11 protein-coding genes and 1 pseudogene are annotated in these 14970 nt (G+C 70.2%); 5 read left to right on the top strand and 7 right to left on the bottom strand.

Annotated elements, in window-relative coordinates; all coding sequences use genetic code 11:
* The 4 genes and pseudogenes from ACFY1L_RS40390 to glgB form a co-directional block, all read left to right on the top strand.
* Positions 1-443, top strand: a pseudogene (locus ACFY1L_RS40390) (alpha-1,4-glucan--maltose-1-phosphate maltosyltransferase); the annotation flags it as partial.
* Entirely contained in the window at positions 440-2140 is a 1701-nt protein-coding gene (gene treS, locus ACFY1L_RS40385; protein ID WP_388836300.1) for a maltose alpha-D-glucosyltransferase, read from the top strand. The pseudogene ACFY1L_RS40390 and the gene treS, both read left to right, overlap by 4 nt.
* Before the next feature lie 95 nt (positions 2141-2235).
* Positions 2236-3624, top strand: coding sequence for a maltokinase (locus ACFY1L_RS40380; protein WP_388836297.1), 1389 nt, complete (start codon positions 2236-2238; stop codon positions 3622-3624).
* Positions 3625-3656: 32 nt separating this feature from the next.
* A complete protein-coding gene (gene glgB / locus ACFY1L_RS40375; protein WP_388836294.1) occupies positions 3657-6335 on the top strand; it encodes a 1,4-alpha-glucan branching enzyme in 2679 nt (892 codons plus the stop codon).
* 282 nt (positions 6336-6617) lie between these two features.
* Here glgB and ACFY1L_RS40370 read toward each other — a convergent pair whose 3' ends face one another.
* From ACFY1L_RS40370 to ACFY1L_RS40345, 6 genes are all read right to left on the bottom strand, one after another.
* Positions 6618-8012 (bottom strand): cytochrome, encoded by a 1395-nt coding sequence (locus ACFY1L_RS40370; protein WP_388836291.1) that lies wholly within the window; start codon positions 8010-8012, stop codon positions 6618-6620.
* Positions 8013-8116: 104 nt separating this feature from the next.
* A complete protein-coding gene (locus ACFY1L_RS40365) occupies positions 8117-10333 on the bottom strand; it encodes a HelD family protein (protein WP_388836289.1) in 2217 nt (738 codons plus the stop codon).
* Between the two features lie 168 nt (positions 10334-10501).
* A complete protein-coding gene (locus ACFY1L_RS40360; protein WP_388836286.1) occupies positions 10502-10816 on the bottom strand; it encodes a thioredoxin family protein in 315 nt (104 codons plus the stop codon).
* Positions 10813-11199, bottom strand: coding sequence for a MerR family transcriptional regulator (locus tag ACFY1L_RS40355; RefSeq protein ID WP_361264948.1), 387 nt, complete (start codon positions 11197-11199; stop codon positions 10813-10815). Before ACFY1L_RS40355 ends, ACFY1L_RS40360 begins: the two co-directional genes overlap by 4 nt.
* 49 nt (positions 11200-11248) lie before the next feature.
* Positions 11249-12844, bottom strand: coding sequence for an AAA family ATPase (locus ACFY1L_RS40350; protein WP_388836283.1), 1596 nt, complete (start codon positions 12842-12844; stop codon positions 11249-11251).
* Between the two features lie 173 nt (positions 12845-13017).
* Positions 13018-13647: a maleylpyruvate isomerase family mycothiol-dependent enzyme gene (locus ACFY1L_RS40345; protein ID WP_388836280.1), complete on the bottom strand. Its 630-nt coding sequence runs from the start codon at positions 13645-13647 to the stop codon at positions 13018-13020.
* A gap of 99 nt (positions 13648-13746) precedes the next feature.
* On the opposite strand from ACFY1L_RS40345, the gene ACFY1L_RS40340 reads away from it, so the two are divergent.
* A complete protein-coding gene (locus ACFY1L_RS40340) occupies positions 13747-14190 on the top strand; it encodes a MarR family winged helix-turn-helix transcriptional regulator (RefSeq protein ID WP_388836334.1) in 444 nt (147 codons plus the stop codon).
* Here ACFY1L_RS40340 and ACFY1L_RS40335 read toward each other — a convergent pair.
* The gene (locus ACFY1L_RS40335; protein WP_388836277.1) at positions 14187-14963 is read right to left on the bottom strand and encodes a DUF2127 domain-containing protein; all 777 of its coding nucleotides are present in this window, start codon (positions 14961-14963) and stop codon (positions 14187-14189) included. The genes ACFY1L_RS40340 and ACFY1L_RS40335 overlap by 4 nt on opposite strands.
* Between the last annotated feature and the right edge of the window lie 7 nt (positions 14964-14970).

The raw sequence follows: 14970 nt of genomic DNA, 5'->3' as shown, positions 1-14970 counted from the left end.
ACCTGGACTCGGAGAAGTACCAACTCCGCCCGCGTGACTGGGAGTCGGCCGAACGCGAGGGCCGCACCATCACCCCCCTGATCACCAAACTCAACACGATCCGGCGCTCGAACCCGGCCCTGCGCCAGTTGCGCGACCTCCACTTCCATGATGCGGACAAGGAAGCGGTGATCGCGTATTCGAAGCGGAGCGGCTCGAACACGGTTCTGGTGGTCGCCAACCTCGACCCTCACCACACCCAGGAGGCCACGGTCTCGTTGGACATGCCGCAACTCGGCCTGGAATGGCACGAGTCGGTGCCGGTGCGCGACGAGCTCACCGGCGAGACCTATCACTGGGGCAGGTCCAATTACGTACGCCTCGAACCGGGCATCCGTCCGGCGCACGTATTCACCGTCCTGCGACCGTCCACCCCGCAGATCGGAGGGTCACCCACAACATGATCGTCAACGAACCCGTTCCGGACACCTTCGAGGACACCCCCGCCAAGGACCGGGACCCGGATTGGTTCAAGCGCGCGGTCTTCTACGAAGTCCTCGTCCGTTCCTTCCAGGACAGCAACGGGGACGGCATCGGCGACCTCAAGGGCATCACCGCCAAGCTCGACTATCTGCAGTGGCTCGGCGTCGACTGCCTTTGGCTGCCGCCCTTCTTCAAGTCGCCGCTCAGGGACGGCGGTTACGACGTCTCCGACTACACGGCCGTCCTGCCGGAGTTCGGTGACCTGGCCGACTTCGTGGAGTTCGTGGACGCCGCCCACCAGCGCGGCATGCGCGTGATCATCGACTTCGTCATGAACCACACCAGCGACCAGCACCCGTGGTTCCAGGAGTCGAGGAAGGACCCCGACGGGCCGTACGGCGACTACTACGTCTGGGCCGACGACGACAAGCAGTTCCCGGACGCACGGATCATCTTCGTCGACACCGAGGCCTCCAACTGGACCTTCGATCCCGTCCGCAAGCAGTACTTCTGGCACCGATTCTTCTCCCACCAGCCGGACCTCAACTACGAGAACCCGGCCGTCCAGGAGGAGATGATCTCCGCACTGCGGTTCTGGCTGGACCTGGGCATCGACGGCTTCCGCCTCGACGCGGTGCCGTACCTCTACCAGGAGGAGGGCACCAACTGCGAAAACCTTCCGGCTACCCATGAGTTCCTGAAGCGGGTACGGAAGGAGATCGACGCCTCCTACCCGGACACGGTGGTACTGGCGGAGGCGAACCAGTGGCCGGAGGACGTGGTCGACTACTTCGGCGACTTCGAGAGCGGCGGCGACGAATGCCACATGGCCTTCCACTTCCCGGTCATGCCGCGCATCTTCATGGCCGTACGACGGGAATCCCGCTACCCGGTGTCGGAAATCCTCGCCAAGACCCCCGCCATCCCCTCGAACTGCCAGTGGGGCATCTTCCTGCGCAACCACGACGAGCTGACGCTGGAAATGGTCACCGACGAGGAACGCGACTACATGTGGGCCGAATACGCGAAGGACCCGCGTATGCGCGCCAACATCGGCATCCGCCGCCGCCTCGCGCCCCTGCTCGACAACGACCGCAACCAGATCGAGCTCTTCACGGCTCTCCTGCTGTCGCTGCCGGGCTCGCCGATCCTCTACTACGGCGACGAGATCGGCATGGGCGACAACATCTGGCTCGGCGACCGGGACGCCGTACGCACGCCGATGCAGTGGACACCGGATCGCAACGCAGGTTTTTCGTCCTGTGACCCCGGGCGACTGTTCCTGCCGACCATCATGGACCCCGTCTACGGCTACCAGGTCACCAACGTCGAGGCGTCGATGTCGTCGCCCTCCTCGCTGCTGCACTGGACCCGCCGCATGATCGAGATCCGCAAGCAGAACCCGGCCTTCGGGCTCGGGTCCTACACGGAGCTCCAGTCGTCGAACCCGGCGGTCCTGGCCTTCCTGCGGGAGTACGAGGACGATCTCGTGCTGTGCGTGCACAACTTCTCGCGGTTCGCGCAGCCGACGGAGCTGGACCTGAGGATCTTCAACGGGCGGCACCCGGTGGAGCTGTTCGGCGGGGTGCGCTTTCCGGCCATCGGTGAGCTGCCGTACTTGCTGACCCTCGCAGGGCACGGCTTCTACTGGTTCCGGCTCCGCAAGGACCCTGCGTAGTACCCCGCAGAACCCGGGGTGGGGCGGTTTCCTCTGTCCCACCCGGGGCACGCATACGTAACACCCCGCCCACCCGGGGAAAGGAATGTGACGTTATGGCGGAAACTGTCACACTTTCCGGCACGACCAGTCCTGGCCTGCTGGCGTCCCTGGATCCACTGCTCAGGGAATGGCTGCCACGGCAGCGCTGGTTCGCGGGCAAGGGCCGTCCGGTCACCGGGTTCTCGCTGGTCGCGGCCACCGAACTGCTGCCGCTCGAGGGCCGGCTCGGCCTGTACCACCTGCTGGTGCGCGCCCATCAGCCGCTCACGCTCGGCGCCGAACCACACCCGGGCGACTGCTACCAGCTGCTGATAGGGGCGCGCGAGGCGCTGCCGCCCAGGTTGGCGCCCGCGCTGATCGGACATGTGGAGGAGGGCCCGCTCGCCGGACGCACGGTGTACGAGGCCCTGTACGACCCCCGGCCCGCCGAGGTGCTCCTGGAGGCGCTGCGCTCCCAGGCCCACATCGGCGGGCTGCGCTTCGAGAAGGAGCCGGGCGACGAGATCCGGCCGGGCCTCGTCCCCCGGGTGGTGACCGCCGAGCAGTCGAACTCGTCGGTCGTCTACGGAGATACGTTCATCCTCAAGCTGCTGCGCCGCATCGTGCCCGGCGTCAACCCCGACCTGGAGCTGCCGCTGGCGCTCGCCCGCGAGGGCTGCCCACGGGTGCCCGCGCCGACGGCATGGCTCACGGCCGAGCTGGCCGGGGAGTCGTATGTGCTCGGCGTGCTCCAGCCGTTTCTGCAGGGCGCCTCGGACGGCTGGGAGCTGGCGCTGCGCGAACTGGCCAAGGGCGAGGACTTCGCCGCCGAGGCGAGGGCGCTGGGCCGGGCCACCGCCGAAGTGCACACCGCGCTCGCCCGCGCACTACCGACCGTCACGCTCGGCCACACCCAGCTGCAGGTGCTCGTCGACGGCATGATCGAGCGCCTCGACCTGGCCGCCCAGGCGGTGCCGGCGCTGCGGCCGTACGCGCCCGCGCTGCACTCGGCGTTCACAGCGCTGGCCGACCTGGCGGCGGAGGGCCGTACCTGGACCGCGCAGCGCATCCACGGGGACCTGCACCTCGGGCAGTGCCTGCGCTCGCCCGCCGGTCAGTGGTGGCTGATCGACTTCGAGGGCGAGCCGTCCAAGCCGCTGGCCGAGCGGCGGATGCCGCAGCCGACGGTGCGGGACGTCGCGGGGATGCTGCGGTCCTTCGACTATGCGGCCCATTCGGCCGGAGGGCATGCACAGGGCTGGGCCGAGACGTGCCGGGCGGCTTACTGTTCCGGGTATGCGGAGGTCAGCGGCCGCGATCCGCGCACCGACCCGGTACTGCTGCGCGCCTATGAGACGGACAAGGCGATCTACGAGGTCGTCTACGAGGCCCGTCACCGTCCCGACTGGCTGCCGGTACCGATGGCGGCGATCGAGCGCTACGCCACGTCCGACCTGATCTGAACGACCAGACTTTCGCCTAGGAGGCGCCGCCCGTGACCCCCCGCCCCACGCCCAGCGGTTCGGATCCGAAGAAGAAGGCCGAGGAGACGGCCAAGAAGGCCGCGAAGAGTGTGAAGAAGGCGGCGGAGAAGGCCGTCGCGCCGAAGCCGAAGAAGGCGGCGGCGGCCGACAAGGGGGCGGCGAAGAAGTCCGCCGCGAAGAAGGCTGTGGCTGAGAAGGCCGTGGCCGCGAAGGCACCGGCGAAGAAGACCGCGGCCAAGAAGACGGCTGTGCAGAAGACCGCAGCCGAGAAGGCGACGGTGAAGAAGACCGCTGCCGAGAAGACCGCGGTGAAGATCGCAGCCGAGAAGACGGCCGCGAAGAAGACTCCCGCGAAGAAGGCGGCCGTCAAGAAGGCGGTGACGGCCAAGGCCGCCGCGCAGAAGGCGACCGTCGCCACGAAGAAGACCGCCGTCAGGAAGACCGCCACGCCCGCCGAGAAGGTCGCCGCCGCGAGCACGGCTCCGCCGCCGGAGGCCGTCGTCTCGCCCGCCCTGGGAGCCGGTGACCGCGAGCGCCTGCTCGCCGGTACGCATCACGACCCGCACGGGGTGCTCGGCGCCCACCCGGTGCCCGGCGGTGTCGCCTTCCGGGCGTTCCGGCCGTACGCGCTGTCCGTGACCGTCGTCGCCGGGGAGCTGCGGGCGGAGCTGCACGACGACGGGGACGGGTTCTTCTCCGGGCTGCTGCCGCTGTCCGAGGTGCCCGAGGCGTACCGGCTCCTCGTGGCGTACGAGGGGACGGTCCAGGAGGCCGAGGACGCATACCGCTTCCTGCCCACACTGGGCGAGCTCGACCTGCACCTCATCGGCGAGGGCCGGCACGAGTATCTGTGGCAGGTGCTCGGCGCGCACCCGATGACGCACCAGGGCGTGAGCGGCACCCGCTTCTCGGTGTGGGCGCCGAACGCGCGCGGTGTGCATGTGGCCGGCACCTTCAACTTCTGGGACGGCACCGGCCATCCGATGCGCTCGCTCGGCTCCTCCGGCGTGTGGGAGCTGTTCGTGCCGGGGATCGGCGAGGGCGAGCTGTACAAGTTCGAGATCACCCGCCCCGACGGCTCGAAGACCCTGCGCGCCGACCCGCTGGCCCGCCGCACGGAGGCGCCGCCGAACACGTCGTCCGTCGTCACCGCCTCCCGCCACGAGTGGCACGACGAGGCCTGGCTGGAGCGCCGCGCGGACCGCCCCGCGCACAAGGCGCCGTTCTCCGTCTACGAGGTCCATCTGCCGTCGTGGCGCCCCGGGCTGACGTACCGTCAACTCGCCGAGCAGCTCCCCGCGTACGTCAAGGACCTGGGCTTCACCCACGTCGAGCTGATGCCGATCGCGGAGCATCCCTTCGGCGGCTCGTGGGGCTACCAGGTCACCGGCTTCTACGCGCCGACGGCCCGCCTCGGCACCCCCGACGACTTCAGGTACCTGGTCGACGCGCTGCACCAGGCGGGCATCGGCGTGCTGATGGACTGGGTGCCGGCGCACTTCCCGCGTGACGACTGGGCGTTGGCGGAGTTCGACGGACGGACGCTGTACGAGCACGAGGACCCGCTGCGGGCCGCGCACCCCGACTGGGGCACGCTGGAGTTCGACTACGGCCGCCGCGAGGTGCGCAACTTCCTTGTGGCCAACGCCATTTACTGGTGCGAGGAGTTCCACATCGACGGCCTGCGGGTGGATGCCGTGGCCTCCATGCTGTACCTCGACTACTCGCGCGAGCCGGGCCAGTGGATCCCGAACGAGCACGGTGGCCGGGAGAACCTGGACGCGGTGGCGTTCCTGCAGGAGATGAACGCGACGGTGTACCGGCGGGTGCCGGGGGTCGTGACGATCGCGGAGGAGTCGACGGCCTGGGACGGCGTCACGCGTGCGACGCACCACCGGGGCCCGGGCGGCTTCGGCGGGCTGGGCTTCGGCCTGAAGTGGAACATGGGCTGGATGCACGACTCGCTCGACTACATGAGCCACGAGCCGGTGCACCGCAAGTACCACCACAACGAGATGACGTTCTCGATGGTGTACGCGTACAGCGAGAACTACGTGCTGCCGATCTCGCACGACGAGGTCGTCCACGGCAAGCGCTCGCTGGTGTCGAAGATGCCGGGCGACTGGTGGCAGCAGCGCGCCAACCACCGCGCCTACCTGGGCTTCATGTGGTCGCACCCCGGCAAGCAACTGCTCTTCATGGGCCAGGAGTTCGCGCAGGGCGCGGAGTGGTCGGAAGCGCACGGCCCGGACTGGTGGCTGCTGGACCCGGCGTACGGGGCGGAGCCCGACCATCGCGGGGTGCGGGACCTGGTCCGCGACCTCAACACGGTCTACCGCCACACCCCCGCCCTGTGGGAACAGGACACGGACCCGGCCGGCTTCCAGTGGATCGTGGGCGACGCGGCGGACGACAACGTCTTCGCGTTCCTGCGACTGGCGACGGACGGCACCCCGCTCCTGTCGATCTCGAACCTCTCCCCGGTCGTCCGCCACGACTACCGCCTGGGCATCCCCGACGACGTCCCCGCCTGGCACGAATGCCTGAACACCGACGCGGCCCGCTACGGCGGCGGCGACATCACCAACCCGGACATCATCAAGCCGGAACCCCAACCGTGGCACGGCCGCCCGGCGAGCATCCGCCTGACGTTGCCGCCCCTGGCAACGGTGTGGCTACGCCCGGCGTAGTCTTCTCCGCCCCCTTCGACCCCCGTCTCCGGGGACCAGCCCCCGGACCCCCGCTCCTCAAACGCCGGAGGGGCTGAATTTCACCGACCGGGCCCGATCTGTCAGCCCGGCCGAGGCTTGATCTTTCGCCCGGCCGGGGCCTGATCTTTCAGCCCGTCCGGCGTTTGAGGACGAGGCCCTTCGGGCCGATGGGGGGGTCCAGGGGGCGGAGCCCCCTGGCGGGGTCGAAGGGGCAGCGCCCCTGGGGATGGGAAGGGTAGGGGCGGCGGGGGCGAGAAACTCCTAGCGGCCCCCGAACATCAGCCGCCGCAGCGCCGACAGCAACCCCTTCGCCTGGCTGTCCGCACCCGGCGTCGGTACATGCTCCTCCTCCCGCGGACGCCGCGGAGACGGAAGGCCACCACCCAGCTCGTACCGCACCGGCAGCAGCCTCAGCCCCCGCACCACCGGCCCCGACCGCCACGGCAACTGGTCCGGCGGCAGCGTGAGTTCGGCCTTGGTGAAGTGGTCGAAGACCCGCCCCACCGCCGTGCTCACGATCATGCCGCCCAGCTCGCGCGCCGCGCTCGGGCACCCGTGCGGCCCCGCGCCCCACCCCAGATGGGCCCGCGTACTGACCGTCGACCCGACCATCGGCGAGGACCCGATCGCCAGCAGATCCTGGTGCGCAGCCGCCGCCGACGGCGAGACGACATCCCCGGCCCGCACCCAGAAGTTGCCCAGCCGCACGTCCCGCGCCGCGAACCGGAAGCACATGTTGGCGACGGGAGGGTTCACCAGCGCGGCCCGGTTGATCGTTTCCCCCAGCTGCCCGGCCGAAAGACTGCGCCGCACGCTCGCGTTGCCGCGCAACACCTCCAGCAGCGTGTTCATCACCATGTTGCCGGTGATGTCGTTGAGATAGACCGCGTTCATGAACAGCTCCCGGCCCAGCTGTTCGTCCGACATCCCCGGATCCGCGAGCAGCATGTACGACGTCAGGTCGTCCCCCGGCCGCGCCCGCCGATGCGCCGCGAGCCGGGTCATCGCCGCCAGTGCCCGCCCGGTCGCGGGCCCCGCGTCCGGCCCGCCGTCCAGCATCCGCCACAGATCCATGACCAGCTCGTCGCCGAGCTCCACCGGGCAGCCGAACAACTTCGTGGTGACCATCAGCAGCAGCGGTCTGGTGTACTGCGCGCCCAGGTCCGCGAACCCGGCCGCCCCCGACTCCGCCGCCAGCATCCCCACCAGCTCGTCCGCAAAGCTCGCGACGGTCGCCCGCAGCTCCCAGCCCTGTGGACTGCGCGCCTCCTGGAAAGGCCGCAGCGCCGAGTGCAGCGAGGCGCGCGCCGCCCGGTGCTCGTCCTCGTCCATGAACATCGTCTGCCGCACCTCGTAGCCGGCGAGCAGCGGCCAGTCGTACGGCAGCCGCCCCTCGGCCCGTGCCCGCCAGTACCGGACGTCCCGCCGCCACAGGCTCTCGTTCCGCAGGACCTCCAGCACCTCGCGGTAGTCGAGAACCAGCCACGCGGGCACGCCCATCAGACCGACCGGCGCGACCGGCCCGTACTGCCGTCGCAGCCGCTGGTACACCGCCCCCGGATCGACGTCGAACTCCGAGGTGAGCAAAGGCTGCACAGGGAGCGACTCGAGCCACGGGCTGTCGGCCGGCGCGGTCGCGTACGAATGGGCTTCCATACCGCACACGCATACCGCACCGACCGTGCACGAGCAGTGACCGTGGCGCGAACTGTTACGCCTTGGTGATACCCGGTGACCCTGGGCTGGGTGGAACCTGTGATTCAGGTGGTGACCAGCCCCTTCGGCAGCCGACCGGTGTGCAGCACCCCCAGCCGCTGCGTGGCCCGCGTGAGCGCCACGTACAGGTCGCTCGTGCCGTACCGCGCCGGCTCCACCACCAGCACCGAGTCGAACTCCAGGCCCTTGGACTGCCGCGGATCGAGCAGTACGACGGTCCGCGTCAGGTCGGGCTCCGCGCCCGCCGTCACCCCGTCCAGCCGTGCGGCCAGCTTGCGGTGCAGGTGGCGCGGGGCGATGACCGCGAGCCGGCCCTCGGCAGGAGTCATCTCCTTGACGGCCTCGGCGACCGCCCCCGGCAGATCGTCGGTCGCGCGCACCCATGGCCGTACACCTGTGGAACGCACCGAACTCGGCGGCTCGAAGTCGGGGTTCTCGGCCCGCACCACGGCCGCCGCCAGGTCCATGATCTCGGCGGGCGTGCGGTAGTTGACGCCCAGGCGGGTGTGCTCCCAGCGGTCCTCGACGTACGGGGCGAGGATGTCCGCCCAGGAGCCGACGCCCGCCGCCTCCGCGGTCTGCGCCGGGTCGCCGACCAGCGTCATCGAGCGGGTCGGGGTGCGCCGCATGAGCAGTCGCCACGCCATCGGTGACAGCTCCTGCGCCTCGTCGACGATGATGTGCCCGAACGCCCAGGTCCGGTCGGCCGCCGCGCGCTCGGCGGCGCTGCGATGGTCGTCCTCCTCCTGCCGCTCGGCGAACCGTTCGGCGTCGATGATGTCGTGCGCGGACAGGACCTCGGAGTCCTCCTCGTCCTTGTCCTCGAACTCGTAGGTCCGGGAGGCGTACGAGACGTCCAGCACGCCCTGCGCGTACGCGACCTGCGTCTCCCGCTCCCGCTCCGCCAGCGCCCGCGCCAACCGCTCGTCCACGCCGAGCAGTTCGGCCGCCTCGTCCAGCAGCGGTACGTCCGACACCGTCCACGCCCGTGTCACCGGGCGCCGGATGGCGGCCGCGTCGTCGTCGGAGACATAGCCCACGGGGTCGGCGAGGAAGTCCGCGACCAGCCGCTGCGGGGTCAGCCGCGGCCACAACTGGTCGATGGCGGCCCAGACTTCGCGGTTCTCGGCGATGTCGTCGCGGATCTGGGTGATGTCGCTCGGGTCGAGCAGGCTCGTGCCGTCGTACGGGTCGGTGCCGACGCGTTCGGCGTAGAGCTCGGTGAGCGTGTTGAGGATGTGGCCCTCGAAGTGCTCACGTGCGACGTTGTGCGGCAGGTCGGCGGCGCGGGTGCGCTCGCGGGCCACCTTCACCAGACCGTCGTCGAGCATCAGGATCTCGCGGTCGTGCTCGATCGCGATCACCGGGTCGGGCAGCGCCTGCCAGTCGCGTACGACGTCGGCGAGGACGTCCGCCATGTCGGCGCGGCCCTTCACCGCGGCCGCCTCCCGGGTGTCGGCGGCCGTCGCCCTGACGCCCGGGAACAGCTCCCCGACCGTCGCGAGCAGCACGCCCGTCTCGCCCAGCGAGGGCAGCACCTCGCCGATGTAGCCGAGGAAGGCGGGGTTGGGGCCGACGATGAGCACGGCGCGCTTGGCGAGCAGCTCCCGGTGCTCGTACAGCAGGTATGCGGCCCGGTGCAGCGCGACGGCCGTCTTGCCGGTGCCCGGTCCGCCCTCGACCACGAGCACTCCGCGGTGCGGCGCCCGGATGATCTCGTCCTGCTCGGCCTGGATCGTCTGCACGATGTCGTGCATACGGCCGGTGCGCGCGGCGTCGAGCGCGGCGAGCAGCACGGCGTCGCCGGTCGGGTCCTCGTGGCCGGTCCGCTCCTGGTCGCCCAGGTCGAGGATCTCGTCGTGCAGGGCGGTGACCCGACGCCCCTCGGTGGTCAGGTGCCGGCGCCGGCGCAGGCCCATCGGGGTGTACCCGGTGGCCAGGTAGAAGGGACGGGCGACATTCGCCCGCCAGTCGATCAGGATCGGCGTGCGCTCGGCGTCGTCCGTGCGCAGTCCGATACGGCCGATGTGGTGGCTCGTGCCCGAGGTCAGGTCGATCCGGCCGAAGCAGAGCGAACCGTCGACGGCGTTGAGCGCGGCGAGCAGTCCGGACCGCTCGGCGACCAGGATGTCCCGCTCCAGCCGAGCCTGCATCGGCGTGTTGCCCTGCGCGAGCGCATCGGTGACGCCGGCCTCCGTGTCCCCGCGCAGGGCGTCCACGCGCGCGTACAGACCGTCGATGAATTCCTGCTCGCGCTGCAATTCATTGTCTGGAAAACCGGTGTTTGACAATTCCGCTCCCGCCCGGATATACTGTGCCTACTGAACTTCTCCGCGACTCGATATCCTCGAAGTCGCGAACCATTGAATATACGCAAAGAAATCCCCCGGGCGCAATTGCCTCGGGGGATTTCTTGATATTCGGCGAGGTCAGAGCACGTCGGCGATTTCCTCCAGCAGCCGCCGCTTGGGCCGCGCCCCCACCATCGCCCTGATCGGCTCACCGCCGCGGAAGACCATGAAGGTCGGCATCGACAGCACCTTGTACGCGTTCGTCGTCTCGGGGTTGGTGTCCACGTCCAGCTGGACGACCTTGAGCCGGTCGCGCTCCTCCTCCGCGAGGGCGTGCAGCACCGGCCTCATCTGCCGGCACGGCGGGCACCAGTCGGCGGTGAACTCCACGAGTACCGGCAACTCGGACCCGATGACCTCCGCCGCGAAATCCGCGTCCGTCACATCGATCACAGCTCCTGCCCTCCCAGTTCGCACAATGGTGGTGGCTCCTCGACGGTCGCCAGCCGCACGCCGATCTCCGCCCGTACGGCCTGCAACTCGCCGATCAGCGCGTCGAGTTCGGCCAGCTTGCGCCGGTAGACCGCGAGCGAGGCCGGACACGAGTCGCCCTCCGGGTGCCCGGCCCGCAGACACTCCACGAACGGCCGCGTCTCCTCCAGGTCGAACCCGAAGTCCTGCAGCGTCCGGATCTGCCGGATCAGCTTCAGGTCGCTCTCGTCGTACGTCCGGTAGCCGTTCCCGGAGCGCCGCGCGGGCAGCAGGCCCCGCGACTCGTAGTACCTGAGCGTCCGCGTCGTGGTCCCGGCCCGTGCGGCCAGCTCGCCGATTCGCATGCGTACGAACGTAATCCTTGACGCCGACGTCAGGGCAAGGGCGGGTTCCTCAGCCGCGGGGCGGGCGGGGCGAGCGGGCGGGGCGAGGGCCCAGCAGCCACTCCCCCGACGGCGGTCCCCCGTGCACCTCCATGTCGTCCTCTTCGTCCTCGTCCTCCTCCGAGAACCACTCCTCGTCCTCCCTGCCGTTCCGCACCCCCAGCAGCCGGCGGGTGAGCCGGTCGCGGTCGGACAGGAGCTCGTCGAGGGCCTCGCGGACGTCGGCCGGTTCGGTGCGGGGCGACTCGCGTTCCGCCGCGATCAGGACCGACCGCCGTACGAGCTCCTTGGTGAAGGACGCCGTCGTGCCCTCCGTACGGGCCACCACCTCCTCGGTGATGTCCTCGCCGAGGGCGAGCCCGGAGCCGTAGAGCGCGAGAAGGGCGGCGCGGCCCTCCGTGTCCGGGAGGGGGATCTCCACGGCGAGGTCGACTCGGCCCGGGCGCTGGACGAGGGCCGGTTCGAGGAGGTCGGCACGGTTGGTGGTGAGGAGGAAGGCCACGTCGGCGTCGTCGCCCAGGCCGTCCATCTCGTTCAGCACCTGGAAGAGCAGGGGCTGTTCGCCGTTGCCGTAGTCACGGGCCTCGGCGATCAGGTCGCAGTCCTCCAGGACGACGAGCGCGGGCTGGAGCATACGGGCCATCGCGCACGCCGGGCCGATGGCGTCGATGCTCTCGCCGGAGAGGATCACCACCGTGAACTGCGGGAGGTGGGAGAGGAGATAGCGGATCGTGTGGGTCTTGCCGGTGCCGGGAGGGCCGTAGAGGAGGAGGCCGCGGCGCAGGTGCTGGCCCGCGGCGCGGAGTTGCTCGCGGCGGCGCGCCACGCCCACGACCTGGCGTTCGACGCGCTCCAGGAGGCCGGCGGGCAGGACGATGTCGTCGCGGGTCAGACCGGGGCGGCGGTGGAAGCGGAACGGACCGAGGCCGTGCCCGAACTGGGAGCCCTCGAAGGAGAGGACCTGGCCGCGGAAGATGTTGTGCTCGCGCATCAGGGCGTCGAGCTCGGCGAGCAGCCGGTCCGCGAACTCCTTCTCGGCCGCGAGGACTTCGACCTCGACCTTGTTGCGTCCGTACTCGTCCTGCGGGCCGCGCAGGAGGACGGCGAAGCGCTCCTCGCCCTCCGTGCCGAGGTAGAACCCGCAGGAGACGCAGGCCAGTTCCTCGTCCGGGGAGATCGGCATGTGGGCGTAGTCGACGGCGCCGACCACGAAACGGTCGTAGCGGTCCGCGGCCTCGATGATGTCGCCGAGGGTGAGCTCGCCGTGGTGCTGGGCGCCGCGCATGCCGACCAGCTCGTAGGAACGGCCGTCCGCGGCGAACCAGCGCTCCAGGGCGAGGTGGACGTTGGGCAGGTCGTAGGGCGGGTACGCCGCCTTCACCACGGGGCGGTCGGTCGGCGCCGAGCCCAGGTGGTCGCGCAGTCGCTGGGCGAGGTCGCGGCTGCCGTCGGCGTCGCTGCGCTTCGGGCGGGCGACCGCCATCAGGAACTCGTAGAACAGCTCGTTGACCCGCTCGAGCGAGAGCGGCGAGGGCTCGCGCCCGGCGCCGTACTTCGCCTCGTACTGCTCGCTGCTGAGGATCTCCACTCCGTCGGGCTCCCCCATGTCCGCCTCCGTGCGTCCGGCCGTGCCCCCGAGCCTCTCCAGCCTGGGGCCCAACCGACCCACGGGTCAAAGGATTTGGGGCAAGTGCCACCAAACGGTCGAGCGGACGGTCACAGGCGGCGGGCCCGGCTTCGGGCCCGCCGCCTGATTCCCCCGTGCTTCCCCCGCAGGTCTCACTGCTCGTGCGCGCCGGCCCGCTCGAACCAGATGCGGGCCGCCTCCGGGCGCCCGGTGAGCAGCAGGAGCAGGGCCGTGATCGGGCCGCTGATCTCCTCGCCCTGGCCGCGCGTCCAGGCGATGTCGGTGGCGACGAGCCGGGCCTTGGGGAGGGGCCACGGCCGGGGCGGAACCCGCATGGTCCACACCCGGTCGGCGGCGTCACGGGCGCCCTCGGGCGGCATCTCGCGCATCCGGCCGAGCGCGAGGGCGATGTCCTGGCCGTGGACGAGCACGTCGAGGAGGGACTCGCGGGGCGTGGTGAGCATCGCCATGCGGCGGGAGCCGACGATGGAGCGCAGATTGGCGACGATCTCCTCGCCCGGCGCCCGCCCCTCGCGGACCGAGGCGTCGTGGATCATCCGGTCGACGTTCCCGCGGGCCCGGACGAGCTCACCCACGACCCGCCGACGACTGAAGCGCGCCCCCGCCGTCAGATGCGCGGCGACGTCCCGCACCCGCCAGTCCCCGCACCCTGTCGGCGTCTCCCACTCCTCGGGGCTCAGGCCCTCCAGCAGGTCGGCCAGGCTCGCCCGCTCGCGGTCGACGATCCGCCAGAGCTCGCCTGTCTCCAACACCGCACCCATGGGGATCACCGCCCACTCAAGTGGTAAGCTTCTCTGACCAAATTAGTCAGGGTCTCTGACCAATGTCAAGGCATGCGGAAGGCCGGAGGGGGAACGACGATGGTGGCGGCGGAGAGCGAACTCAACACAGGGGTGCTGCTGTTCCTGCCCTACCGGGCCCTGGAGAACCGCATCTTCGCCGTGCTCGCCGAGTCCGGGTACGACGACTTCACGCCCGCCCAGGCCCGGGTCCTGCAGCGTGTCGGGCCGGACGGCACGCGACTGACGGAACTGGCCGAGCAGGCGCAGATCACCAAGCAGACCGCGGGTTTCCTGGTCGACCAGCTGGAGAAGTCGGGCTATGTGCGCCGGACGCCGGACCCGACCGACAAGCGGGCCCGGCTGGTGTGCCTGGCGGAGAAGGCGTGGGCAGCCAAGGAGATCGCCGACGGTGTGGTCGCCGAGGTCGAGAAGGAGTGGGAGGCCCACCTCGGCAAGCGGCGGATGAAGCAGCTGCGCGAGGCGCTGACGCTGCTCCGGGAGATCACCGACCCCTGGGCCTAGACAGCGTGAGTTGCCGGAACCCCGGCCGACTCCTCCACCTCCAGCAGCGACGCGCTCTGGCGTTCCGCCTCGAAGGCCTTGTGGCCGCCCCTGAGGCCGAACAGGCGCTTGGCCAGGAGGATGTAGAGGACGGCCAGGATGTTGAGCACCAGCGTGCCGATCTTCAACCAGCTGACGTGCTCGGTGAGTTCGTAGATCTCCAGGGGGAGGAACGCGGCGGTGGCGACCACCGTGAGGTACTCCGCCCAGCGCTTGGCGTACCAGAGCCCGACCGCCTCGACGAGTTCGACGAGCGCGTAGGCGAGGAGCAGTGCTGCCACCAGCAGCAGGGTGTTGTGCTTGTAGCCGAAGGTCTTCTGGATGGTGCCGACGACCGGTGAGTGGTCGAGGTCGTAGTGGAAGTGCCTGAAGACCGGGCGGAAGACGTCGAGGTATTCGTCGAACAGCCTGCGCACCGAGTCCTGGCTGTTGCTGAACTTCCAGACCGCCAGCGCCACCAGGACGATGAAGACGCCGCGCACGGCCCGTTCGATCGCCAGGAACCGCAGGATGAACAGGTCCCGCAGGACCTTGCCACGCGGCACCAGGGGCGCCTCGGCGGCCGGTCCCGAACCGTGCGGCTCGCCGAGCGCGAAGTCGCCGCAGCGCAGGCAGCGCCAGACGTCCCCGAGCGCGGTCTCGGCGTGCAGTCGCCCGCGGAGGCGGGGGTCGTCCGGCGCGTAGGTGACATGGCCCTTGCGTGCACACGTCCGCCGGTCCCAGTCGATCTTCATTCCCCCG

This window comes from Streptomyces sp. NPDC001663 (assembly GCF_042893105.1).
GTDB lineage: Bacteria > Actinomycetota > Actinomycetes > Streptomycetales > Streptomycetaceae > Streptomyces.
The sequence above is the reverse complement of the archived record's forward strand: the minus strand, read 5'-3'. Positions and strand labels throughout refer to the sequence as shown.